24 protein-coding genes are annotated in these 24,297 nt (G+C 63.8%); 4 read left to right on the top strand and 20 right to left on the bottom strand.

What is annotated here, in order from left to right:
* Window positions 1-44 precede the first annotated feature (44 nt).
* The 8 genes from ACIGJC_RS04110 to ACIGJC_RS04075 all read right to left on the bottom strand — a co-directional run bounded on the left by ACIGJC_RS04110 (window position 45) and on the right by ACIGJC_RS04075 (window position 8,302).
* Window positions 45-1,829, bottom strand: coding sequence for an acyl-CoA dehydrogenase (locus ACIGJC_RS04110; RefSeq protein ID WP_483710752.1), 1,785 nt, complete (start codon window positions 1,827-1,829; stop codon window positions 45-47).
* A 101-nt stretch (window positions 1,830-1,930) separates the two neighbouring features.
* On the bottom strand, window positions 1,931-2,866 hold the full coding sequence (locus tag ACIGJC_RS04105) for an electron transfer flavoprotein subunit alpha/FixB family protein (RefSeq protein WP_483710751.1): 936 nt from the start codon (window positions 2,864-2,866) through the stop codon (window positions 1,931-1,933).
* 17 nt (window positions 2,867-2,883) lie between these two features.
* On the bottom strand, window positions 2,884-3,633 hold the full coding sequence (locus ACIGJC_RS04100) for an electron transfer flavoprotein subunit beta/FixA family protein (protein ID WP_483710750.1): 750 nt from the start codon (window positions 3,631-3,633) through the stop codon (window positions 2,884-2,886).
* Between the two features lie 207 nt (window positions 3,634-3,840).
* Entirely contained in the window at window positions 3,841-4,638 is a 798-nt protein-coding gene (locus ACIGJC_RS04095; protein WP_483710749.1) for a MetQ/NlpA family ABC transporter substrate-binding protein, read from the bottom strand.
* An 84-nt stretch (window positions 4,639-4,722) separates the two neighbouring features.
* Window positions 4,723-5,376: a methionine ABC transporter permease gene (locus ACIGJC_RS04090; protein ID WP_483710748.1), complete on the bottom strand. Its 654-nt coding sequence runs from the start codon at window positions 5,374-5,376 to the stop codon at window positions 4,723-4,725.
* A complete protein-coding gene (locus ACIGJC_RS04085) occupies window positions 5,366-6,400 on the bottom strand; it encodes a methionine ABC transporter ATP-binding protein (RefSeq protein WP_483710747.1) in 1,035 nt (344 codons plus the stop codon). The genes ACIGJC_RS04090 and ACIGJC_RS04085 overlap by 11 nt, the downstream gene beginning before the upstream one ends.
* Window positions 6,401-6,562: 162 nt before the next feature.
* Window positions 6,563-7,363, bottom strand: coding sequence for an enoyl-CoA hydratase (locus tag ACIGJC_RS04080; RefSeq protein ID WP_483710746.1), 801 nt, complete (start codon window positions 7,361-7,363; stop codon window positions 6,563-6,565).
* Between the two features lie 15 nt (window positions 7,364-7,378).
* Window positions 7,379-8,302: a histone deacetylase family protein gene (locus ACIGJC_RS04075; RefSeq protein ID WP_483710745.1), complete on the bottom strand. Its 924-nt coding sequence runs from the start codon at window positions 8,300-8,302 to the stop codon at window positions 7,379-7,381.
* A gap of 144 nt (window positions 8,303-8,446) precedes the next feature.
* Between ACIGJC_RS04075 and mltB the strand changes: the two genes are divergently transcribed.
* From mltB to ACIGJC_RS04060, 3 genes are all read left to right on the top strand, one after another.
* Window positions 8,447-9,553, top strand: a complete 1,107-nt coding sequence (mltB, locus tag ACIGJC_RS04070) for a lytic murein transglycosylase B (protein ID WP_483710744.1) — start codon at window positions 8,447-8,449, stop codon at window positions 9,551-9,553.
* A 164-nt stretch (window positions 9,554-9,717) separates the two neighbouring features.
* A complete protein-coding gene (locus ACIGJC_RS04065; RefSeq protein WP_483710743.1) occupies window positions 9,718-10,827 on the top strand; it encodes a glycosyltransferase family 9 protein in 1,110 nt (369 codons plus the stop codon).
* The gene (locus ACIGJC_RS04060) at window positions 10,824-11,819 is read left to right on the top strand and encodes a glycosyltransferase family 8 protein (protein ID WP_483710742.1); all 996 of its coding nucleotides are present in this window, start codon (window positions 10,824-10,826) and stop codon (window positions 11,817-11,819) included. The genes ACIGJC_RS04065 and ACIGJC_RS04060 overlap by 4 nt, the downstream gene beginning before the upstream one ends.
* 29 nt (window positions 11,820-11,848) lie before the next feature.
* On the opposite strand, the gene ACIGJC_RS04055 is transcribed toward ACIGJC_RS04060, so the two are convergent.
* Entirely contained in the window at window positions 11,849-12,253 is a 405-nt protein-coding gene (locus ACIGJC_RS04055; protein ID WP_483711587.1) for a hypothetical protein, read from the bottom strand.
* Here ACIGJC_RS04055 and ACIGJC_RS04050 point away from each other — a divergent pair.
* Window positions 12,137-12,895, top strand: a complete 759-nt coding sequence (locus tag ACIGJC_RS04050; protein WP_483711459.1) for a glycosyltransferase family 9 protein — start codon at window positions 12,137-12,139, stop codon at window positions 12,893-12,895. The genes ACIGJC_RS04055 and ACIGJC_RS04050 overlap by 117 nt on opposite strands.
* A 114-nt stretch (window positions 12,896-13,009) precedes the next feature.
* Here the strand turns inward: ACIGJC_RS04050 and cysM are convergent, their stop codons facing one another.
* The 11 genes from cysM to cmk all read right to left on the bottom strand — a co-directional run bounded on the left by cysM (window position 13,010) and on the right by cmk (window position 24,232).
* The gene (gene cysM, locus ACIGJC_RS04045; protein ID WP_483710741.1) at window positions 13,010-13,912 is read right to left on the bottom strand and encodes a cysteine synthase CysM; all 903 of its coding nucleotides are present in this window, start codon (window positions 13,910-13,912) and stop codon (window positions 13,010-13,012) included.
* Between the two features lie 96 nt (window positions 13,913-14,008).
* On the bottom strand, window positions 14,009-15,307 hold the full coding sequence (locus ACIGJC_RS04040; RefSeq protein WP_483711458.1) for a solute carrier family 23 protein: 1,299 nt from the start codon (window positions 15,305-15,307) through the stop codon (window positions 14,009-14,011).
* 273 nt (window positions 15,308-15,580) lie between these two features.
* Window positions 15,581-15,916 (bottom strand): ComEA family DNA-binding protein, encoded by a 336-nt coding sequence (locus ACIGJC_RS04035; protein ID WP_483710740.1) that lies wholly within the window; start codon window positions 15,914-15,916, stop codon window positions 15,581-15,583.
* 164 nt (window positions 15,917-16,080) lie between these two features.
* On the bottom strand, window positions 16,081-17,076 hold the full coding sequence (gene rfaD / locus ACIGJC_RS04030) for an ADP-glyceromanno-heptose 6-epimerase (protein ID WP_483710739.1): 996 nt from the start codon (window positions 17,074-17,076) through the stop codon (window positions 16,081-16,083).
* Between the two features lie 46 nt (window positions 17,077-17,122).
* Window positions 17,123-18,064 carry a D-glycero-beta-D-manno-heptose-7-phosphate kinase gene (gene rfaE1, locus ACIGJC_RS04025; RefSeq protein ID WP_483710738.1) on the bottom strand — a complete coding sequence of 314 codons (942 nt, stop codon included), beginning with the start codon at window positions 18,062-18,064 and terminating at the stop codon, window positions 17,123-17,125.
* Window positions 18,065-18,121: 57 nt separating this feature from the next.
* Entirely contained in the window at window positions 18,122-19,495 is a 1,374-nt protein-coding gene (locus tag ACIGJC_RS04020) for a UDP-glucose dehydrogenase family protein (RefSeq protein WP_483710737.1), read from the bottom strand.
* A 36-nt stretch (window positions 19,496-19,531) separates the two neighbouring features.
* Complete coding sequence (gene lapB / locus ACIGJC_RS04015) at window positions 19,532-20,758, bottom strand: lipopolysaccharide assembly protein LapB (protein WP_483710736.1); 1,227 nt, start codon at window positions 20,756-20,758, stop codon at window positions 19,532-19,534.
* Between the two features lie 3 nt (window positions 20,759-20,761).
* Entirely contained in the window at window positions 20,762-21,082 is a 321-nt protein-coding gene (locus ACIGJC_RS04010; protein WP_483710735.1) for a lipopolysaccharide assembly protein LapA domain-containing protein, read from the bottom strand.
* Between the two features lie 186 nt (window positions 21,083-21,268).
* Entirely contained in the window at window positions 21,269-21,682 is a 414-nt protein-coding gene (locus ACIGJC_RS04005) for an integration host factor subunit beta (protein ID WP_483710734.1), read from the bottom strand.
* 30 nt (window positions 21,683-21,712) lie between these two features.
* The gene (gene rpsA / locus ACIGJC_RS04000) at window positions 21,713-23,407 is read right to left on the bottom strand and encodes a 30S ribosomal protein S1 (protein WP_483710733.1); all 1,695 of its coding nucleotides are present in this window, start codon (window positions 23,405-23,407) and stop codon (window positions 21,713-21,715) included.
* 159 nt (window positions 23,408-23,566) lie between these two features.
* On the bottom strand, window positions 23,567-24,232 hold the full coding sequence (gene cmk / locus ACIGJC_RS03995; RefSeq protein WP_483710732.1) for a (d)CMP kinase: 666 nt from the start codon (window positions 24,230-24,232) through the stop codon (window positions 23,567-23,569).
* Window positions 24,233-24,297 lie beyond the last annotated feature (65 nt).

Here is a 24,297-nt window from a genome sequence, read left to right as displayed (position 1 = left end):
CGGCCCGACAGGCCGCCCTTTTTTGTATGCCGGAAAACGCCGAATCAGAACTGCTCAGGCGAAACGGCATTCACCGGCGCAGAGCCCGCGACGATGGCATCGCGCAACCCCGACGCTTGCGACAAGACATGCTCGGCGAAGAAATGCGCTGTGGCAATCTTGGCATCATGGAAGCCCGGATCTGCCGCACGCTTCGCGTCCGCCGCCAGCATCGCGCGGCCAAGCTGCCAGCCCGAGAACACAATGCCGCACAGCTTCAGGTAAGGCACGCTGCCCGCGAACACCGCGTTCGGGTCCGACTTGGTATTGGCGACGACGAACGCCACCACGGCTTCGAGCGCTGCACGGCCCTTGGCCAGTTGCGCCTGCACTGCCATGAAGGCCGCGCCGCCGTGCTTGCCCAGTGCGGCTTCGGTTTCGGCGATGCCGGCGCAGAGACTACGCGCCACCGCGCCACCGTCACGCACCGTCTTGCGGCCGACCAGGTCATTCGCCTGGATGGCGGTGGTGCCTTCGTAGATCGCCAGGATGCGCGAATCCCGGTAATGCTGTGCCGCACCGGTTTCCTCGATGAAGCCCATGCCACCGTGCACCTGCACGCCAAGGCTCGTCACATCGATCGACATCTCGGTGCTCCAGCCCTTCACGATCGGCACCAGGAACTCGTAGACGGCCTGGTTCTGCTTGCGCACCGCCTCGTCCGGATGGTTATGCGCCGCATCGCTGATGGCGGCAGCCACGTAGGCCACGGAACGCGCGCTTTCGATCAGGCTGCGCATGGTCATCAGCATGCGCTTGACATCCGGATGGTGGATGATCGTCACCGCCTCGCGCGCCGAACCATCGACCGGGCGGCTCTGCACGCGTTCGCGAGCATAGCCCACGGCCTGCTGGTAGGCCCGCTCGGAAATGGCAATGCCCTGCATGCCGACCGCGAAACGCGCCGAGTTCATCATGATGAACATGTACTCGAGGCCGCGATTCTCTTCGCCCACCAGCGTGCCGATGGCACCGCCGTGGTCGCCGAACTGCAGCACCGCGGTCGGGCTGGCCTTGATGCCCAGCTTGTGTTCGATCGACACGCAATGCACGTCGTTGCGCGCGCCCGTAGAGCCGTCCGCGTTGACCAGGAACTTCGGCACGATGAAGAGCGAGATGCCCTTCACGCCTTCCGGCGCATTCGGCGTGCGAGCCAGCACCAGGTGGACGATGTTGTCCGCCATGTCGTGCTCGCCGTAGGTAATGAAGATCTTGGTGCCGAAAATCTTGAAGGTACCGTCGCCCTGCGGCTCTGCACGCGTGCGCACCGCAGCCAGGTCCGAACCGGCCTGCGGCTCGGTCAGGTTCATGGTGCCAGTCCACGCGCCGGAGATCAGCTTGGGCAGGTAGGTGGCCTTCTGCGCATCGGAGCCGGCCGTCAGCAGCGCCTCGATGGCGCCGTCCGTCAGCAGCGGACACAGCGAGAACGACAGGTTCGCGCTGTTGAGCATTTCGTTGCAGGGCGTGCCAATCAGTTTGGGCAGGCCCTGGCCTTCGAATTCCTGCGGATGCTGCACGCCTTGCCAGCCAGCCTCGGCAAACTGACGGAACGCTTCCTTGAAGCCCGGGGTGGTAGTGACCACGCCGTCTTTCCAACTGCTCGGGTCCAGGTCGCCGGCGCGGTTCAGCGGCGCTACCACCTGCTCGTTGAACTTGGCGGCCTCTTCCAGTACAGCCTGGGCGGTTTCCGGCGTGGCTTCCTCGAAGCCCGGCAACTGGCTGACGGCTTCCAGCCCCGCCAGCTCGTTCATCACGAACAGCATGTCCTTGAGCGGTGCGCGGTAGGTCATCGATGTCTCCAAACGTGTATGAAAAAGCCGTTCGCGGGACAGGCCCGGAACGGCTTATGCAGCATCTTTACAGGGCCGGCCGCAAGGCAGCCGGCGATGCATCAGCCCAGTGCGGCAACCAGCTCCGGCACCACGGTGTTCAGGTCACCAACCAGGCCGTAGTCCGCCACCGAGAAGATCGGGGCTTCGGCGTCCTTGTTGATCGCAACGATCACCTTGGAGTCCTTCATGCCGGCCAGGTGCTGGATCGCGCCCGAGATACCGACGGCGATGTACAGCTGCGGCGCGACGATCTTGCCGGTCTGGCCGACCTGGTAGTCGTTCGGCACGAAGCCGGCGTCCACGGCCGCGCGCGAAGCGCCCAGCGCGGCGCCCAGCTTGTCGGCCAGCGGCGTCAGCACCTTGGTGTAGTTCTCGCCCGAGCCCACGCCACGGCCACCCGAGACGATCACCTTGGCGGCGGTCAGTTCCGGACGGTCGTTCTTGGCCACCTCGCGCGAAACAAACTGCGACACGCCTGCGTCGGCCACGGCCGGCAGGTTTTCCACGGCGGCCGAACCGCCTTCGGCGGCAGCGGCGTCAAAGGCCGTACCGCGCACGGTGATGACCTTGATCTTGTCCGACGACTTCACGGTGGCGATGGCGTTGCCAGCGTAGATCGGACGCTCGAACGTGTCCGGGGCGTCGACCTTGGAGATTTCCGAGATCTGCGCCACGTCCAGCTTGGCGGCCACGCGCGGCAGGATGTTCTTGCCGTACGGGGTGGCGGGAGCCAGGATGTGGCTGTAGTCGTTGGCGATGGCCAGCGCCTGCTCGGCCACGTTCTCGGCCAGGCCGTCGCCGAAGTAGGCGGCGTCGGCCAGCAGCACCTTCGACACGCCGGCGATCTTCGCGGCGGCGGCGGCAGCGGCGGCGGCGTTGGCGCCAGCCACCAGCACGTGGACATCGCCGCCGCATTGGGCAGCTGCCGTCACGGTGTTCAGCGTGGCGGCCTTGATCGATTGATTGTCGTGTTCAGCAATGACGAGTGCAGTCATGTTCTATCTCCCCGCGCTCAGATAACTTTGGCTTCGTTCTTCAGCTTCTGCACCAGCGTCGCAACGTCCGGCACCATCACACCCGCGCTGCGCTTGGCAGGCTCGACCACCTTCAGGGTCGACAGGCGCGGCTTGACGTCCACGCCGAGGTCTTCCGGCTTGACGGTATCGAGCGGCTTCTTCTTGGCCTTCATGATGTTCGGCAGCGTGACGTAGCGCGGCTCGTTCAGGCGCAGGTCGGTCGTCACCACGGCCGGCAGCTTCAGCGACAGGGTTTCGAGACCGCCGTCGACTTCACGGGTCACCGATGCCTTGCCGTCAGCCACGACCACCTTCGAGGCGAAGGTCGCCTGCGGCAGGCCTGCCAGCGCGGCCACCATCTGACCGGTCTGGTTCGAGTCGTCGTCGATGGCCTGCTTGCCCAGGATCACCAGTTGCGGCTGCTCCTTGTCGATCAGGGCCTTGAGCAGCTTGGCCACGGCCAGCGGCTGCAGGTCTTCGTTCGATTCCACCAGGATGCCGCGGTCGGCACCGATCGCCATGGCGGTGCGCAGGGTTTCCTGGCACTGCGCCACGCCGCACGACACGGCGATGACTTCGGTGGCAACGCCCGCTTCCTTAAGGCGCACGGCCTCTTCGACGGCGATTTCGTCGAACGGGTTCATGCTCATCTTGACATTGGCCAGATCCACGCCGGTGCCGTCGGCCTTCACCCGCACCTTCACGTTGTAATCCACCACCCGCTTGACTGCGACGAGTACTTTCATGCGCTCACTCCACTGATAGCTGATAGTCAGAAATTTGTCCGCTCGTCATTATAACCACCGGGTTGGCGGCTCTCATATTTTTCGAACGATCGTACTATTTTATCGGCAAAATTTTGCCGGGCATAGCCCGGCAGGCCTTTTGCACGCTGGTGATTGTGCCGCCACCCGGGCGGCACGCACATCGTCGATTTGGATGAAGTCCCCGACTTACCAGGCCGTAATCACCGAATCCTTGAAGGTGGAAGTGATGTATTGCTTGATTTCCGGCGACTGGTAGGCCTTCACCAGCTTGGCGACCCAGGGCTTGTTCTTGTCGGCCTCGCGGATCGCGATCAGGTTCGCATAGGGACCCTTCGGGCCTTCCATGGCGATTGCATCACGTGTGGGCGACAAACCCGCCGATTCCGCATAGTTGCCATTGATCGCGGCGGCGTCCAGGTCATCGAGCGAGCGCGGCAGTTGCGCGGCGTCCAGCTCGACAATGCGGAGCTTCTTCGGGTTCTCGACGATATCCAGCGGCGTTGCCTTCAGGCCGGCATTCGGCTTGAGCTTGATCAGGCCCTTGCTCTGCAGCAGCAGCAGGCCGCGGCCGCCGTTGGTCGGATCGTTCGGCACGCCGACGCGCGCGCCGGCCTTGAGCTGGTCCAGCGACTTGATCTTCTTGGAATACACGCCCATCGGGAACGTGACCGTGAAGGCGATATGCGTGAACTTGTAGCCGCGGTCCTTCATCTGGGCTTCGAGATACGGCAGGTGCTGGTAGCTGTTGGCATCCAGGTCGCCAGCGGCCAGCGCGGCATTGGGCTGCACGTAGTCGCTGAATTCAATCACCTGGATGTTGAGGCCATCCTTGGCCGCGACCTTCTTGACCTGCTCCATGATCTGCGCGTGCGGGCCGCCGGTGACGCCGATCTTGATCGGCTTGTCCTGGGCCATGGCGCCCGTGGCCAGTGTGGCGCCGAGGGCGGCGCCGAGAATCCATTGCAGCAGGTTGCGACGTTGCATGTCTTGCCTTCTTTCTCAAGTAGCCGGCTGACCGCGGATGCGACACAGCCTGTTTGGTTGCCGGTGAATCGACTCTGGTGCCGATCAGCGATGGCTGATGCGCCGGACCAGCCAGTCGCCAAAGCTCTGCACGGCCTGCACGAAGATGATCAGGATCACGACCACCGCGACCATCACCTCGGTGATGTAGCGCTGGTAGCCATAGCGGATGCCCAGGTCGCCCAGGCCGCCACCGCCGATCGCGCCCGCCATGGCCGAATAACCGACCAGGCTCACGAAGGTGATGGTCAGGCCGGCGACGATGCCGGGCATTGCCTCGGGCAGCAGCACCTTCCAGACGATCTGTCCGGTGGTGGCGCCCATCGACTGCGCCGCCTCGACCAGGCCCTTGTCGACCTCGCGCAGCGCGCTTTCCACCAGGCGCGCAATGAACGGGATCGCCGCGATGGTCAGCGGCACGATGGCGGCCGTGGTGCCGATCGACGAACCCACGATCACGCGCGTGAACGGGATCACTACCACCAGCAGGATGATGAACGGGATCGAACGCACCGCGTTGACGACCACGCCGATGGTGCGGTTGAACAGCGGATGCGACAGCACGCCACCACGATTGGTCAGGTGCAGCAGCACGCCCAAGGGCACGCCCAGCAGCGAGCCGACCACGCCGGAGATCGCCACCATCAGCAGCGTTTCGTTGAACGACGTGAGGAACAGGTCAAACATCTCAGACAACATGTTCGATCTCCTCGACCACCACGCCCTGTTGCTGCAGGTATTCCATTGCCGCCTTCACGTCGGCCAGTTCGCCAGTCGCCATGATCGCCAGGGAGCCGAAGGCCTGTCCCTGGATTTCATCGATATGGCCGTGCAGGATGTTGAAATCGAGCCCATAGCGGCGAATGGCCTGCGCCAGCACCGGCTGGTCCACGCCCTCGCCGGTAAAGGCCAGTCGGTAGACATGATCGCGCCCGTTGCCCAGCCGGCTTTCCACGCGCTTGAGCACGCTCTCGGGCAGCTCCTGCGCAATCACGTCGCCGATCATCGCGCGCGTGACTTCATGCCGGGGACGCAGGAACACGTCGATCACGCGCCCTTCTTCCACCACGCGGCCGGCTTCCAGCACCGCCACGCGATCGCAGACCTGCTTGATCACCTCCATCTGGTGCGTGATCATCACGATGGTCAGGCCCAGTTCACGGTTGATCTGCTTGAGCAGGTCAAGGATCGAGCGGGTGGTTTCGGGGTCGAGCGCGGAGGTCGCCTCGTCCGACAGCAGCACCTTGGGCTTGCTCGCCAGCGCGCGCGCAATGCCCACGCGCTGCTTCTGACCACCGGAGATCTGCGCCGGATAGCGGTCCTTCAATGCTGAAAGCCCGACCAGTTCGAGCAGCGGCAGCACGGTGCCCTCGATTTCCGACTTCGACTTGCCCGCCAACTCCAGCGGCAGTGCCACGTTCTGGAACACGGTGCGCGACGACAGCAGGTTGAAGTGCTGGAAGATCATGCCGATCTCGCGTCGCGCCAGGCGCAGCGCGCCGTTGTCCAGCGCGGTCAGGTCCTGGCCGGCGACGATCACGCGTCCGCTGGTGGGGCGGTTGAGCAGGTTGATGGCGCGTACCAGCGTGCTCTTGCCCGCGCCGCTGCGGCCGATAATGCCGAAGACCTCGCCCGCCCCGATGGACAGGCTGACGTCCCGCAATGCATGCACTTCACCCGATCCGCCGGGGAAGCGCTGCGAGAGTCCTTGCAGTTCGATCATGGGATTGACCAAAAGAAAACGGCAACAGGCGAGAAAATCTCCAGCGCTGTTGCCGCACGTTATTTTTATGAAGCGAGCATTTTAAGCGATTCGCTTCATACCCTAAACGAATTTTTGCCGATTCCCTTATGCGCCCACGGTATATAGGGCGTTAAATATGCCTTACGGGGCACGCCAATCCGGTGGACGCTTATCCAGGAAAGCCTGAACGCCCTCCAGCGCCGAATCGTCCATCATGTTGCACGCCATGGTTTGTCCGGCCAGCTGGTACGCCGCCTCGATGCCCATTTCGAGTTGCCGGTAGAACAGCCCTTTGCCCGCCGCCACGGCCGCCGCCGGCTTGGCGCAGACGCTCGCGGCCAGGCGCGCCACCTCTTCATCCAACTGTGCCAGGGGCACGGCACGGTTAATCAGGCCGCGGGCGCACGCGGTGGCCGCATCGATCATGTCGCCCGTTAGCAGCATTTCCATGGCCTGCTTGCGCGACAGGTTGCGCGACAAGGCCACGCCCGGCGTGGAACAGAACAAGCCGAGATTGACGCCGGACACGGCAAAGCGCGCATCGTCGGCGGCCACCGCCAGGTCGCACATGGCCACCAGTTGGCAACCCGCCGCGGTCGCGATGCCGTGGACTCGCGCGATGACCGGCTGCGGCATCTTGTGGATCGCCATCATCATGCGCGTGCAGCGGTCGAACAGGCGCCGGTAGTAATCGTGCGAAGGTTCGGCGCGCATTTCGCGCAGGTCGTGTCCTGCGCAGAAGGCCTTCCCCGCCCCGGCCAGCACCACGACGCGCACGGTGCCATCGGCGGACAATCGGGCAAAGGCACCCGTCAGTTCGTCCAGCAAGCCCTCGGACAGCGCGTTGAACGCCTCCGGGCGGTTCATGGTCAGCCGGGCAACGCCCTGCGCGTCGCGGGACTCGGTCAGCAGCGCGCTCACGCGCGGATCGGTATCGGCCATGCCAGGCTATCCTCCTTATCGTTCCAGCAGCACTTTCAGGTGCGCCAGGACGCTGCGCCCCAGCGCACTCAGGTTGTAGCCACCCTCCAGGCAACTGACGATGCGCCCGTTTGCGTGGGCGCGCGCCACATCGATGAGCTGGCCGGTAATCCAGGCGTAGTCCTGCTCGACCAGGCCCATCTGGCCGAGGTCATCCTCGCGGTGTGCGTCGAAGCCGGCGGAGATAAACACCATCTGCGGACGGAATTCATTCAGGCGCGGCAGCCATATGGTCTCGACCACTTCGCGCACGGCCAGCCCGTTGGTATAGGCCGGCAACGGGATGTTCGCCATATTGGTGGCGATATGCTCGGTGCCGCTATAGGGATAGAACGGGTGCTGGAAAAAGCTGCACATCAGCACGCGCGGGTCGCCGCGGAATGCGGCCTCGGTGCCATTGCCGTGATGGACGTCGAAGTCGACGATCGCCACGCGTTCGAGCCCGTGCGCCGCCAGCGCATGGCGCGCGGCGACCGCCACGTTGTTGAAGAAGCAGAAACCCATGGCGCGGTCGGGCTCGGCGTGGTGTCCGGGCGGGCGCACGCAGCAGAATGCGTTTTCCACCTCGCCCGCCATCACGGCGTCGGTCGCCGCGACCGCCGCGCCCGCCGCCAGCTTTGCCGCAGCCAGCGTATGCGAGTTCATCGAGGTGTCGGGGTCGATCGGGTAGTAGCCGCTGGCCGGGCTGGCGCGCTCCAGCGAATCGACATAGTCGGCCCCGTGCACGCGTTCGATCTGCTCGCGGGTGGCCGGCATCGCCTCGCGGCGTTCCAGCAGACCGTCCATGCCGTGGGAAATCAGGTGATCCTCGATCGCCTGCAGGCGTTCCGGGCACTCGGGATGGAAATGACCCATCTCGTGCCGCAGGAACTCCGGATGCGTGTAATAGCCCGTCGGCATGTCTTATCTTCGTGTTTTGTCTCCAAACGTTACGTTAGCACAGGACAAGGCCGCCAGCGCCGCGCCAGACCTGTCGCGGTGCCGCATTCGCGGGGAATAGCGGAGTGCCATCCGCTATACTCGCTGCGACTTGCTAAGGACACCATGACCGACACCCAGCGTTCATTGCGCCGCCCGTTGCTGGGCGCCGCGCTCTCCGCTGCCGCACTGGGACTCTGCGGCCTCTCGCCCAACCTCCTCGCCGCCGGCAAGCGCCGCGTGAGCGTCCGGGAAGAAGAAATCGAACCCGGACGCTATCGCGACAATGCACAAACGCGGGCCTTCATCGACGACATGGTGACCCGCCACGGCTTTGACCGCGGCGCGCTGGAAAACTGGTTCGGACAAGCCGTCTATTCCGCTACCGTGGCACGGCTGATCCTGCCGCCGGCCACGCCAGGGCGCAAAAGCTGGCGCGCCTATCGCTCGCGCTTTATCGAGCCGATCCGCATCAACGCGGGCGTGCGCTTCTGGCAGGAGAACCGCGACACGCTGCGCCGCGCCGAAGCGGAGTTCGGCGTGCCGGCCTCCGTCATCGTCGGCATCATCGGCGTCGAGACCATCTACGGACGCGACATGGGCACGTTCCGCGTGATCGACTCGCTCTCGACGCTGGCCTTCGATTACCCATCCACGCCCAACCGCGACGCCAGGACGACACTGTTCCGCAACCAGCTTGCGGACTACCTGCTGTGGTGCCGCGACACCCGCACCGACGTCTTTTCGGTGCTCGGCTCCTACGCGGGCGCCATCGGCATCCCGCAGTTCATGCCGACCAGCCTGCGCGAGTACGCGACCGACTATGACGGCAACGGTCGTATCGACCTGCGCAACAGCCCCGCGGACGCGATCGGCAGCGTCGGCCGCTTTCTCCAGCTGCATGGCTGGGAAGCAGGCCGGCCCGTGGTCTGGCGACTGGCGCCCGATGAGGGCAGCCGCGGCATCGCAGCCGCGGCCGCGGACGGCGAACCCTGGCCGACGCGCACGCTGAACCAGTTGACCAAGGCCGGCCTGAGGCTCGATGAGCCCATCGACGCGGTCCGTGAAGGCGAGACCGGCGTCCTGGTGGTCGATCTGCCTACGCCCGACCAGCCCACCGAGTACATGATCGGCCTGCGCAATTTTTATGTGCTGACCCGCTACAACCGCAGTTTTTTCTACGCGCTGGCGGTGTATCAGCTGGGCGAAGCCGTCAAGGCCGCGATGGGCTGAGGCCCCAGGCAACCGACGTACATTGCGGCCCGCCAGCCTGTTGCTGGCGGGCCAATTCATTGCGCCCACGAATTGTGAACCAAAAGCCACCGCAATTTCCGGGCCAACCGTTGCGCTCCCTTACAATAGCGGCCTGACGCCACGTGACTTCCCGCGAGCCATTCGTGACACCATCCCAGACCCTGATTCCCGCAGATTTACTGAAGCAGTCGAAAAAGATACTGTTTATCGCCCACCTTGCCCTGGGCGACTTCACCTATCTGCAAAACTTCTTCAAAGCCTTCGCGCAGGCAAACCCGCACCTGGAAATCCATCTCTGGGTCGATGAAGTCCGTCGCACCAGCGATACCAAGGCCTGGGAATATCTCCGCAAGTACTCGCTCTACGACTGGGTTGCCGCGTGCCCGTTCTTCAGCAAGATCTATGCGCGCACGTACAGCCCGGAACTCTACGAAGAATCGATTCGCGAGGCCCGCCAGGAGCACTACCCGATCGTGGTGTCGCTGGCGACGCTGCGCCCGCACCAGTACGCAGACCTGGCGCGCACGATCAGCCCGGACGGCTTCGTGGTCGGCATGACGCGGCCGGTCCGTTTCTATCAGCCGCACCACTTGCTTGCCTACCGCAAGCTCGATGCATCGATTCCGCCGTACAAGGTCGACCGGTCCGCGCCGCGGCACATCAGCGACGTGTACGCCCACTGGTTCCGACAGATCAGCGGACTGGAAGTCAGCGCAGCGGAGCGCTTTCCGTTTGTCGACATTCCCGCGCGATGGCAACAGTATGCGCAGGAAACGCTGGCCGCCTGGGGCTTTGCCCCGCGCCAGGGGAAGCTGGTCTTCATCAACCCCTATGCCAAGACGAAGAAGCGCTGCTGGTCGCTGGAACAGGTCGCAGCCCTGATCCAGGGCATGCAGCAGCAGCCGCACTGGCGCGACAGCTGCTTTATTGTCAATGCCGTGCCGCAGGAGCTGGCCCATGCGCGCGAAGTCATCGGCGGATACGCCCTCGCGCGCACCGAGCTGTTCAGCGCCGAAGACAACTTCTTCCAGCTGCCAGCCATCCTGGCGCAATGCGACCTGATCATCTCGGTGGAAACGGCGGTGATGCACCTGGCCAATGCCGTGCATGTGCCGGTCATCGCACTGATGCGCCAGAAAAACCCGGAATGGGTGCCGATCGACCGCGACCACAGCACGGTCATCACCGCCCCCAACCGACGGGACTGGGTCAAGGCCGTCACCGTCGAACAAGTCATGAAGGCCATGCAATGAACCTGACCTCGTCCACCAGCACCGCGCCCGCGCCGATGACGGGCACCAACGGCAAGCCTTCGTTCCATATCGCCTTCTGCGTCGATGACAACTACTTCCGGCCGATGGGCGCGACGATCGCCTCGATCATCGACAACAACCCGGGGCAGCATTTCACATTCCATGTGCTGACGTTCTCGGCGCTGGAAGATAACCAGCGCCGCCTGAAGCAGCTGGAAGAAATGTATCCGGTCAGCACGCAGCTGCATCTGCTCGACCTGGCGTCGTTCACGCAGTTCTCGCATTTCCTTGGCCATTCGCACTATTCGCTGTCGATTTTCACGCGCCTGGTGATCCCCGAGGTACTGCGCGGCCAGACCGGGCGCGTGCTGTACCTGGATGCCGATATCCTGTGTGTCGGCCGCCTCGATGAGTTGGTCGACATGGACATCAGCAGCGATATCGCGGTCGTGGTGCCGGATGCCCCGGTCACGCTGCGCCGCCGCGTTGCCGCGCTTGGCCTGGCCCGCGAGGAGTACTTCAACGGCGGCGTGCTGTTCATGAATATCGAGAAGTGGCTGGCGGAAAACATTACGCCGCAGACGCTGGAAGCCTTGCTCGATACCAGCACCGACATGCGTTTCAACGACCAGGACGCGCTCAATAAAGTGCTCAATGGCCGCGCGCGGTATATATCGCCGCGCTGGAACTACCTGTACGACCTGATCCACGACCTGAACGTCAACAGCTTCGCGATGCGTCCGGTCGGCAAGGCCGTCTTTATCCATTTCGCTGGCTCGGTCAAACCGTGGGCGGATTGGAGTGGCCACGAAGCGCGAACCCTGTTCCGCAAGTATCTGGCCTTGTCACCGTGGCACGACAAGCCGCTCGATCCGGAGCCGAGAAACACCAAGGAAATGCGCATGCATTCGCGCTTCATGTTCCGCCAGGGGAAACCCGTGGAAAGCCTGAAGTGGTATGTGCGGTATTTGCGCAAGCGGGCGCGGCGGTAATGCCCCGATGGCATGACATCCCCCTGCTCTCACATCGAAGATAAATGGCAATTCGAAGCAAACACATACTGGTCAGCCGCACCGACAATATCGGCGACATAGTACTGACTTTGCCCATGGTCGCCCGACTGAGGCAATTGAACCCGAATGCAAAGATCAGCTTTCTTTGCCGTGCCTATGCCGCGCCGCTGGTCCGTTTCTGCACCGATATCGATGAAGTCATCGAACTGGAAAGCATGGCCGATGCGCCGGTCGAATTTCTGAAAAAGTCGGGGATCGATACCATCATCCTGGCGCAGCCCGATCGCAAGCTCGCCATGGCCGCCTTTCGCGCCGGCATCCGGCACCGGATCGGCAATGCCCGCCAGAAGCTCTACCTGCTGTTCTATTGCAACCGGCGCGTGCGCTTCAGCAAGCGGATCATGGAAGAGCATGAAGCGCAGATCAACTTTCAGTTCCTGAGCCCGTTCGGAAGCCGCAGCACGCCGTCCCTGGAGGAAATTCCCGGGCTGTACCACTTTGACATTCCGGCGGACACCGCCATTGCCGAAATGCAGGGCCGCTATGCGTTCAACCTGGTTCTGCATACCAAGTCGAACGGCCATGGCCGCGAATGGCCGATCGAGTACTACGCCAGGCTCGCCACGATGCTGTCGGCCAGAAAGGACGTCCATCTCTGGTTGTCGGGCAGCGCGAAGGAAGGAGAGTGGCTGAAGGCCAACGGCAGCGCGCTGCTGTCACAGCCAAACGTGACCAGCCTGTGCGGTACGCAAACGCTTGGCCAACTCACGACCTTCATTCATCAGGCTGACGGCCTGATTGCGAGCGGCACCGGGCCGCTGCACCTGTCGGCGGCGATTGGACAGCGCACGCTGGGGCTGTTCCCGCCCACGCGTCCGATGCATCCTGGCCGGTGGGCGGCGCTGGGAAATCGAGCCCAGAACTTGGTCGAGGATAAGAGCTGTACCGATTGCGCGAAGCTGGAGACGGTGACCTGCGATTGCATGTACCGGATCACTCCGGAGTCCGTCCTGGGGGTGGTCGAGGGCTGGATCCGGGACAAGGCCGCTGCATAGACCAACGAGACCAACGAGACCAACGAGGCTCGCGGATCAACATTCGGCCACTGGCAAGGCCGGTCGCCGAATGCTTCGACGCGCGGAAGCGCACGTCGCCTTGGGGCAAGCCTCTCAGGCGGGAAATACGCCGGTGGACAGATACCGGTCCCCGCGGTCGCAGACGACGAAAACGATTGTCGCGTTTTCCACTTCCTCGGCAACGCGCATGGCCACGCACAGTGCGCCCGCAGCCGAGATACCGGAAAAAATGCCCTCCTCACTCGCCATGCGGCGCGCCATATGTTCCGCATCGGCCTGGCTGACAGGCTCGGTGCGATCCACATACTTGGGGTCATAGATCTTCGGCAGGTAGGCCTCCGGCCATTTGCGAATACCGGGAATGCGCGAGCCTTCCTCCGGCTGCGCGCCGATGATCTCAATGGCGGGATTCTGCTCTTTCAGGTAACGCGAGACACCCGTGATGGTGCCCGTCGTACCCATCGCCGAAACGAAATGCGTGATCCGGCCTTCGGTATCGCGCCAGATCTCCGGCCCGGTCGTTTCGTAGTGGGCCAGCGGATTGTCCGGATTGGAGAACTGGTCCAGGATGACGCCCTTGCCGTCGCGCTCCATGGAATCCGCCAGGTCACGCGCGTACTCCATGCCGCCCTTCACCGGCGTCAGGATGATCTCCGCACCATAGGCCGCCATGCTCTGGCGGCGCTCCAGGCTCAGGTCTTCCGGCATGATCAGCACCATCTTGTAGCCGCGGATTGCCGCAGCCATGGCGAGCGCGATGCCAGTGTTGCCGGACGTGGATTCGATCAGCGTATCGCCGGGCTTGATGCGGCCACGTGCCTCCGCGCGGGCAATCATCGAGACTGCCGGCCGATCCTTGACCGATCCGGCCGGGTTGTTGCCCTCTAGCTTGCCCAGGATGACATTGCCGCGCGCGTCGTTGGCGGCACCGGGAATGCGCTGCAGTCTGACCAGCGGCGTATTGCCGATGGTGTCTTCGATTGTCTTGTAGGCCATGGTGCGGGGTGGAATTGGTCCCGCACATTGTAAACCAGGGCCCCGACACGCGCCGGAGGGGCCGGTTGGGCCCACTCCCGGCAGGGCCGCACAGGCTTACGCTTCCTTGTTGCCTTCGCCCAGCAGGTGATAGAGCAGGATGCAGCCAAAGGTTGCGGTGCCGATGCCCCCGAGCGTCATGCCACCAAGCTTCAGGGTCAGGTCGCCCGCAGCCACGGTCAGCGTGGCACCAACCGTGATGAGGTTACGCGAACTCGAGAAGTCCACGTGGTTCTGGACCCAGATACGGCCAGCCGTAGCGGCAATCAGGCCGAACACCACGATGGTCAGTCCGCCAATGACCGGGCCCGGGATGGTCAGGATCAGTGCGCCGAACTTTGGCGAGAAACCAAGCACGATGGCGACCACGGCCGCCACGACAAAGATCAGCGTCGAATAGATCTTGGTAACGGCCATCACGCCCATGTTCTCGGCATACGTGGTGACGCCCGTGCCGCCGCCGCTGGCCGACAGCATGGTCGCGATGCCGTCGCCGATGAAGGCGCGGCCGATGTACGGATCCAGGTTGCGCCCGGTCATCACGCCGATGGCCTTGATGTGGCCCAGGTTCTCCGCCACCAGCACGATGGCCACCGGGGCGATCAGCAGCATGGCGCTGGCCTGGAACACCGGCGAGGCGAACGACGGCAGCCCGAACCAGCTCGCGGCTGCCACGCCCGAGAAATCGATCGGCTTGCCAAGACCCATCTGGTTCGCGCCGGCATAGTAAATCAGGTAGCCAAACAGGCCCCCGATCAGCACCGGCAGGCGTCCGATCATGCCCGGCGCCCGAACCGCCACCAGCCCGACAGCCAGCACGGTCAGAAGGCCAACCCAGGTGTCGAACGAGGAGCCGCTCACCGCCTTGACAGCGACTGGGGCCAGGTTCAGCCCGATGGCCGCAACGATCGCGCCGGTCACTACAGGCGGCATCAACCGCTCGACCCAGCCATAGCCAACCGCCTGCACAACGAGCCCGATGACCGTGTACAGCGCGCCAGCGGCAATGATGCCGCCCAGGGCCACCGGGATATTGGCATTGGGCCCGCTTCCTGCGTAACCCGTGGCCGCGATCACGACGGCGATGAACGCAAAGCTGGAGCCGAGATAGCTCGGCACCCGACCGCGCACGCACAGGAAGAAGATGAGCGTGCCGATGCCCGAGAACAGGATGGCGATATTTGGATTGAAGCCCATCAGGATCGGCGCGATCGCCGTGGAGCCGAACATCGCCACCACATGCTGGATGCCGGCAAGCACGGTCTGCCCCGCAGGCAGGCGCTCATCCGGACCGATAACCCCTTCCGTCTTCAACCGCCACTTCGGCAGAAACCCTGCGTCCTCGCCATTCGTCATTGTCATGCTCCCTGTTGTTCTGCCCGGCTCTCCCCGGCCCCTCGGTAAAGGGCAGGCCCGGCCTGATTTTTTCGGATCTTGCGCGGCCGACTGAATACCGTGGCCTTCGCTGGCTGCCGCATGATACTCCGCCGCTGTCTGCAAGCGAAGCAGCGTGCGCCTGTCAGGTAGTGCATACCGACGGCACAACATGGAACCGGATGGATCGGACTCGAAGCAACAGGACCATGGCGCCGCGGTGCCCTTCCCTTGCACCGGCGGCGCCTTGCCATATCAGCGCTTGGCGGGCCGAGAGACAGCCGCCGCGCCGGCGGGAGCCGCTGCCGGCGCGGCCTTCGCACCGATCGTCAGGCCGGCCTCCTGCATGCGGGCTACCGACTTGGTGCCGACGCCGCTGACGCGCTCGGCAAGATCGTCCGCGCTCTTGTAGGGGCCATGCTTGGTGCGCTCGTCAATGATGTTCTTGGCCGTTGCGGGCCCGATGCCTTTCACCGAGGTCAGGGCTGAAGCGTCCGCCGAATTGACGTCCACCGCGGCCATCGCGGCTCCGGTGAACGACATCCAGAGCGCTGCGGCCAGGCAGCCGCGCCTGAGCAATGTCTTGAACATGGGTGAGTTCCTTATCCGTTTGCATTTGCGTTGCCTCGCCAGGATTGGCAAGGTGCGCTCAGGATAGGACCGGCCGCGTACGCCGGCGCGCGCCGCAACCAAAGTTCACGCGGATTGCACGGAGATGTTTCGGAACGCTTCTGCGATAGCCCCGCCGGGCACAATCAATGGCAGCGATCGAGCAACCACTGGCAGTAGCGCGCCACACCTTCTTCCATCGGAACAAAGGGCGTGGCATAGCCCGTGTCGCGCAGGCGTGACAGATCCGACTGCGTGAAGCTCTGGTACCGGCCACGCAGCGCATCGGGGAAGCGGATGTATTCCAGCAGGCCTTCCTGCACCAGTTCGTCGGGCGCCAGCGGTGGCTTGCCCTCTGCCGCGCGCAGCGTGTTGACCACGACCGCGGCGACATCGTTGAACGAACGGGCCTGTCCGGACCCGACATTGAAGATGCCCGAGCGGCGCGGATGGTCGAGGAAGAACAGGTTGACCCTCACCACATCCTCGACCGCAACAAAATCGTGGCTCTGGCAGCCCGGACCATGGCCAGCATGTTCGCCGAACAGCTTGACCGTGCCTTCGGCACGGAACTGCTCGAATTGCTGCCAGACGATCGAGGCCATGCGATTCTTGTGCGCCTCGCCGGCACCATACACGTTGAAATAGCGCAGGCCGACCACCTGCGACAGCGCGCCTTCCAGCCGCTTGCGCACGACCTGGTCGAACAGGAACTTGGAGTACCCGTAGATGCTCACGGGCCGCTCGCTGTCACGCACTTCGCGAAAGGTCGGGGACTCGCCGTAGACCGCCGCCGACGAGGCATAGAGGAACTGCGCATCCTGCGCCAGGCAGGATTCCATCAGCCGCTTGCTGTAGCGGTAGTTGTTCTCCATCAGGTAGCGGCCGTCCTGCTCCAACGTGTCGGTGCAGGCGCCCAGATGGAGCACCGCGCGCACCCTGCCGAACTCGCCGCGCTCGAAGCGGGGCAGGAAGTCGTCCTTGTCGAGGTAGTCGCGAATCTCGCAATCCACCAGGTTGTGGAACTTGTCAGGGCGATGGAGATTGTCGACGGCGACAATCTGGTCCTCGCCACGCGCGTTCAGTCCCTTGACAAGGTTGCTGCCGATGAATCCCGCAGCGCCGGTGACGATGATGGCCATGATCGGTCCGACAGAGAGTTCAACAGGGGCGCCGGAAACCTGGCGTTCAGTTCGCCGAGCCGAACAGCTCCGGATAGCTGACGACGGCCGTACCGAGCTTGCCGACGACAATGCCACCCGCGCGGTTGGCGAACTGCACCGCCTGCTTCAGCGGCACGCCGGCGGCGAGCATGGTCGCCAGCGTGGCGATCACGGTGTCACCGGCACCAGATACATCATAGACTTCGCGCGCCTGTGCCGAGACATGCAGCACCTCCGCCTCGGTGTAAAGAGTCATGCCCTCTTCCGAACGAGTCAGCAGCAACGCTTCGAGCTGCAGGTCGCGACGCAGGTTCTGCGCTCGCGCGGTGAGGTCCTGTTCGCTTTTCCAGGCCCCAACAACCCGGCGGATCTCCGCACGGTTGGGCGTGATCAGCGTGGCACCGCGATAGCGCGAGTAATCATCGCCCTTGGGATCGACCAGGACCATCCGGCCTGCCGCGCGACCGGCCTCGACCATGCGGCCGACGTGCGTCAGGCCACCCTTGCCATAGTCCGACAGGAGCAGCACCTCGTACTGCTTCACGAGCTCCTGGAAACCGTCCAGCACGGACAGCAGGACTTCATGTGCCGGCGGGTTCTCGAAATCCACGCGCAGCAGCTGCTGCTGGTGGGCCAGCACGCGCAGCTTGATCGTCGTGTTGACGCTCGCGTCGCGGTGCAGGTACGGCTGCACCTTGCAGGCGGCCAGCAACGATTCGATGGTCCGGCCGGGCTCGTCGTCGCCAACGACGCCGAGCATGCCGACCTGCGCACCCAGCGCGGCCGAGTTGCGGGCCACGTTGGCGGCGCCGCCCAGGCGCTCGTCGCTGCGCTTGATCTGGACGACCGGGACGGGCGCCTCCGGTGAAATACGCTCGACGTCGCCGAACCAGTAGCGGTCCAGCATCATGTCGCCGACCACCAGGATGCGCGCCTGGCGGATCTGATCCTGCGAAATTTGATTCATACCCTTGGTTCCTCTGGCATACCGATCCTACTCGGACACGGTCGCCTGCCGATACGTTCAGCGCTTCGCGGCCGAACGCCCGATCGCGTGGTACTCGATGCCGGCCTGCGCCATGGCCTCCGGCTCGTACAGGTTGCGGCCATCGAAGATCACCGGCGTCTTCAGGCGCCGCTTGATCTGCTCGAAATCCGGGCTGCGGAACACCTTCCACTCCGTCACGATCACCAGTGCGTCGGCACCATCGAGCGTCTCCATCTGGCCGGTATGGAAGCTGATCTTGTCGATACCGCCCGGGATATCCGCGAGGTCCGCCTCCAGCGCGCGCCGGGCTTCTTCCATCGACACCGGGTCATGCGTGCGCAGCGTGGCGCCGCGCGACACTAGTTCCCGTGCCAGCACGCGCGATGGCGCTTCGCGCATGTCGTCGGTATTGGGCTTGAAGGCCAGCCCCCAGAGCGCGAAGGTGCGCCCGCCGAGGTCCTCGCCGAAGTGGCGCACCACCTTGTCGCCCAGCACCTGCTTCTGCGCGCCGTTGACGGCCTCGACTGCCTCCAGCACGCGCATCGGCTTGCCGTGGTCCGCCGCCGTGCGCATCAGTGCCTGCACGTCCTTTGGAAAACAGGAGCCTCCATAGCCCGCCCCCGCATACAGGAAACTGTAGCCGATGCGCGGGTCGGAGCCGATGCCCATGCGCACGAGTTCGATATCGGCCCCAACCTCATCGGCCAGATTGGCCAGTTCGTTCATGAACGAGATCCGCGTGGCCAGCATCGAATTGGCCGCGTACTTGGTGAACTCGGCCGAGCGCACATCCATGTAGAAGGTGCGTTCGTGGTTGCGGTTGAACGGCGCATAGAGCTGGCGCATGGTGGCCTGGGCGTGGCGGCCGGCGGCGTCGGCGCCACAGCCCAGCACGATGCGGTCCGGCCGCATGAAGTCTTCCACCGCAGCGCCTTCCTTGAGGAACTCGGGGTTCGACACCACGGAATACTGGAGATCCTCCAGGCCGCGCGCGGCGAGTTCCTCCCGAATGACTGCCGCAACGCGGTCGCCCGTGCCCACCGGCACGGTTGACTTGTCCACCACGACCTTGAACCCGGTCATATGGCGGCCGATATTGCGTGCCGCGGCCAGCACATACTTGAGATCGGCGGAGCCGTCTTCATCAGGCGGCGTTCCTACGGCGATGAACTGCACATCCGCGTGATCGACGCTGGCGGCCACGTCGGTCGAGAACGTCAGCCGTCCCGCCGCGCGGTTGCGCTGGATGATTTCCTGCAGGCCCGGCTCGTAGATCGGCACGCCGCCGGCGTTGAGCATGGCGATTTTCTTTTCATCGACGTCGAGGCAGAACACATCGTTGCCGAGTTCGGCCAGGCACGCGCCGGTGACAAGGCCAACATAGCCAGTGCCAATAATGGTGACTTTCATAGCATGTACATGAAATGGTTTCGCACGGCGGCCGGGTCAGCCGAGTGCTTCCGATCGGCGGGGCGCATACGTCTCCCAACGGTTGCAGCCGGGACACTGCCAATAGAACAGCCGCGCGCGAAAGCCGCATTCGCGGCAGGTGTAGCGGGCGAGGTTGCGCGTACGCAGTTGCAGAAGATCACGGATCGCCACCGTCTCCCTGGCCTTGTCGTTGCCAGTGGAATCATCGGCACCGGCCAACGCATCGCCTGCCTCGGCAACAGCGGTGGCTGGCGCCATGTCGGCAGCCTGCGCTTCGAAATACCTGGTCAGCGCCAGCAGTGTCGGCTGGCGGCGCAGTTGCTCACGCATGAGGCGCGTCGCCGCTTCAGGCCCGTTTTGTTCCAGCTCGGTCTTGAATGCAACATCGAGCAACTCCGGCGCAAGGCTGCCCTTGAGCAGACCGCGCAGCCAGTCGAGCGCGGCGCCTTGTTCTCCGAGCCCGGCATAGGCTTTCACCACACGCTCGGCCACCAGCGGGAGGAACGAGGCATCCTGCCGCTCGATGCCGAGCCAGTGGCCCAGTGCGGCGCGGGCGTCGCCGGCTGCAGCGGCCACGTCGCCCAGCAGGATCGGCGCACGCACATTGGCGGGATTTTCCTGGATGGCCTGGTGCAGCCACTTGATCGCGTCTTCAGGGCGCTTGCGTTGCAGCGCATCCTGCGCGATTTCGCAGCAGAACTGGGCAATCTGCAAGCGATAGTCGGTCTTCTCGAGCGACTGCAGCTCGCGCGCGGCGTCGATGGCCTTCTGCCACTCCTTCTCCACTTCGTAGAGCTCGAGCAGCACGCGCTTGGCCGAGGCCGCATACGGGCCGGACATCAGCCGGCGCAATGATTCTTCGGCACGGTCGAGCAGCCCGGCGCGCAGGAAATCCTGTCCCAGTTCATACAGGGCATGCTCGCGCTCGGGTTCGGGCAGGTCCGGGCGCGTGGCCAGATTCTGGTGTACCCGAATGGCACGCTCGGTTTCGCCGCGACGCCGGAACAGCGCACCCAGCGCGAAGTGGAGTTCGGTGGTCTCGGGATCGAGCCTGGCCACTTCGATGAAGGCATCGATGGCCTGGTCCGGCTGTTCGTTGAGCAGGAAATTCAGGCCCTTGAAATACGAGCGGGGCAAGGCACCCTGCTCGCTGATGAGCTGGCGCACATCGAGGCGTGCCGCCATCCATCCAAGGCCAAAGACAAGTGGCAGCGCCAGCAGCCACCAGGTTTCAAACATCATGGATCAGACTTTCGGGCCTACTACGTTGTAAGGAGCGCTCTTGCCGTCACGTTCCGCGCCAGCCGGCATCGGCTCGCGGCCGGCATCGCCGAGCGCCCGGCGCAGCCGCGCCACTTCCATGCGCTGGCGCATCAGGCCTGGCGCAATCGCGGCCAGGGCCGCGACGGCGCCCAGGACAAAGGCCACGAACAGGATCAGGATCAGCGGGGCGCGCCAGACGGCGTCAAAGAAAAGCTGCAGCGAAGCGTCCGCGGTATTGCGTAGCGCCAGCACGAACAGCAGCGCAAACAGGACGATGCGGATAATCCAGGCGACGAGTTTCATGCGGTAGTGGCAGGCGTGGCGTTGCGGGAGCGCACAGGCGCATCCCTGCGTGCGCAGACCTCGGCATTGTAGCGGAATCACTTCCAGCAATCGAAAACGGCACGCCCACGGGATACCTTGAACAAAAAAAGCGCCCCGGGTGGAGCGCTTCTTTCACGACAACACAGTGCCGGCCTTAGGAGGCGGTCAGGAGCGAGCCAGATTCAGCCCGCTTCCCTCATGCAGCACCGTCGAACCAGCCGGCGTGGTGCCCTGGGGCCCCTTGCCGGACGGCGAACCGGTCAGGTGTCCGTTACTTGCGCCACCCGAAGGCGGCGTCAGGCTGCGGTCCACCCGTTCGCGCAACTCCTTGCCCGCCTTGAAGTGCGGCACCCGCTTTTCGGGCACCAGCACGCGCTCGCCGGACTTGGGATTGCGCCCAACGCGCGGCGGACGCCGGTTCAGACCAAAACTGCCGAATCCGCGGATCTCGATGCGATGGCCATCGGCCAGCGCATCCGACATCGCGTCGAGTATCGTTTTTACCGAGATGTCCGCATCCCGCAGCAGCAACTGCGGGAAACGGGCAGCCAGTTTTTCGACGAGCTCCGACTTGGTCATTGGCGTTCGCGCGGGCGTCAGGGCCTGCGATTACTGGTTGTCCTGGCCGAGCTTGGCCTTCAGCAGTGCGCCCAGGTTGGTCGTACCAGCGGTGCTGGTGTCGGCCTGGAACTTCTGCATGGCTTCCTGCTGCTCGACGTTGTCCTTGGCCTTGATCGACAGGTTGATGTTGCGCGACTTGCGGTCGACGTTCACAACCAGGGCAGTGATCTGCTCGCCTTCCTTCAGCACGTTGCGGGCGTCTTCCACGCGGTCAGCGGAGATTTCCGATGCGCGCAGGTAGCCTTCCACGTCGTCAGCCAGCTGAACCACGGCGCCCTTCGGATCGACAGCCTTGATGGTGCCGGTCACCAGCGAGCCCTTGTCGTTGGCCGAGATGAAGTTGTTGAACGGATCGCCCGACAGCTGCTTGATGCCCAGCGAGATGCGTTCCTTGTCGACGTCGATGCCCAGAACCACGGCTTCCACTTCGTCGCCCTTCTTGTACTTGCGCACGGCTTCTTCGCCGGTTTCTTGCCAGGACAGGTCGGACAGGTGCACCAGGCCGTCGATGCCGCCAGGCAGGCCGATGAACACGCCGAAGTCGGTGATCGACTTGATCTGGCCCGACAGCTTGTCGCCCTTCTTCTGGTTGCGCGCGAAATCGTCCCAAGGATTGGCCTTGCACTGCTTCATGCCCAGGCTGATACGACGCTTGTCTTCGTCGATATCCAGGACCATGACTTCCACTTCGTCGCCCAGCTGGACAACCTTCGACGGAGCCACGTTCTTGTTGGTCCAGTCCATTTCGGAGACGTGCACCAGACCTTCGATGCCGGCTTCGATCTCGACGAACGCGCCGTAGTCGGTCAGGTTGGTCACCTTGCCGAACAGGCGGGTGCCTTGCGGGTAGCGGCGCGAGATGCCCACCCACGGATCTTCGCCCAGCTGCTTAACGCCCAGCGAAACGCGGTTCTTCTCTTGGTCGAACTTGAGGATCTTGGCGGTGATTTCCTGGCCAACCGACAGCACTTCGCTCGGGTGGCGGACACGGCGCCAGGCCAGGTCGGTGATGTGCAGCAGGCCGTCGATGCCGCCCAGGTCAACGAACGCACCGTAGTCTGTGATGTTCTTGACGATACCGTTGACGATGGCGCCTTCCTTCAGGGTTTCCATCAGCTTCTGGCGCTCTTCGCCCAGCGTGGCTTCAACCACGGCACGGCGCGACAGCACAACGTTGTTGCGCTTGCGGTCCAGCTTGATGACCTTGAATTCCAGGGTCTTGCCTTCGTACGGGGTGGTGTCCTTGATCGGACGCACGTCAACCAGCGAACCCGGCAGGAATGCGCGGATGCCGTTGACCATGACCGTCAGGCCGCCCTTGACCTTGCCGGTCACGGTACCCGAGATGATTTCGCCGTCTTCCAGCGCCTTCTCGAGGTTCAGCCACGATGCCAGGCGCTTGGCCTTGTCGCGGGACAGGATGGTGTCGCCATAGCCGTTCTCGAGTGCGTCGATGGCCACGGAGACGTAGTCGCCGGCCTGCACTTCGAGTTCGCCCTGGTCGTTCAGGAACTCCTCCACCGGCACAAATGCCTCGGACTTGAGGCCGGCGTTGACGACCACGAAGTTGTGGTCGATGCGCACGACTTCAGCGGAAATCACTTCGCCAGCCTTCATATTGGAGCGGGCGATCGATTCCTCGAACAGTGCGGCAAAGGATTCGTTAGTTTGCAGGTCGGACATAAACGTAAGTAGCAATCCGCGGTACACCGGCCGGCACGACGATCGTGCTCAGTCTGCCATGTGCAGCGGGGTCAAGTTGAACACTGCCAGCCACTCCCACAAGGGGGGCCGGCACCATGGTGCAGGTAGCGTCCATCGCTTGGGTACGCCTGACGAAAGTCAGTGTTTGCGCACAGCGGCGAACCACTCCAGCACCTGCGCCACTGCCTGATCCACCGTCATGTCGGAGGTATCGAGCAGGTTCGCATCCTCGGCGGGACGCAGCGGCGCGGCGGCACGGTTTCGATCCCGCGCGTCGCGCGACTCCAGGTCACGCAAAAGGTCTTCGATATTAGCAGAAATTCCCTTATCAATCAATTGTTTATAGCGCCTGCGAGCGCGCGCCTCAACACTTGCCGTCAGGAATACCTTGAGCTGGGCATCGGGGAAGATCACCGTGCCCATGTCGCGCCCGTCGGCGACCAGCCCCGGCAGCTTGCGGAAATCGCGCTGCAGCTTGGTCAGCGCGTCGCGTACCGGCTGATGCACAGCCAGGGCCGAGGCCCGGTTGCCGATCGCCTCGGCACGGATCGCCAGGCTGACCTCCTCGCCGGACAGCCAGACGCGGTCCGGTCCGAACTTCACATCGAGGCGGGAGGCGGTTCTTGCAAGAGCATCGACATCACCGATGTCCACGCCCTCGCGGTCGCTGGCAAGCGCCACCAGGCGGTACAACGCGCCGCTGTCGAGCAGGTGGTAGCCGACCGCATCGGCCACCTTGTGCGCCACAGTGCCTTTGCCGGAGGCGGTCGGACCGTCAATGGTGATGACGTGAACGATAGTCATTGCTGATGATGCCGACAGAAAACTTCGATTTGAAAATCAATTGAGAATCATTATCATTTGATTCA

Source organism: Cupriavidus sp. C3SS-1, assembly GCF_057073755.1.
Note: the sequence above shows the minus strand (reverse complement) of the source record. Positions and strands in the feature narration are given on the sequence as shown.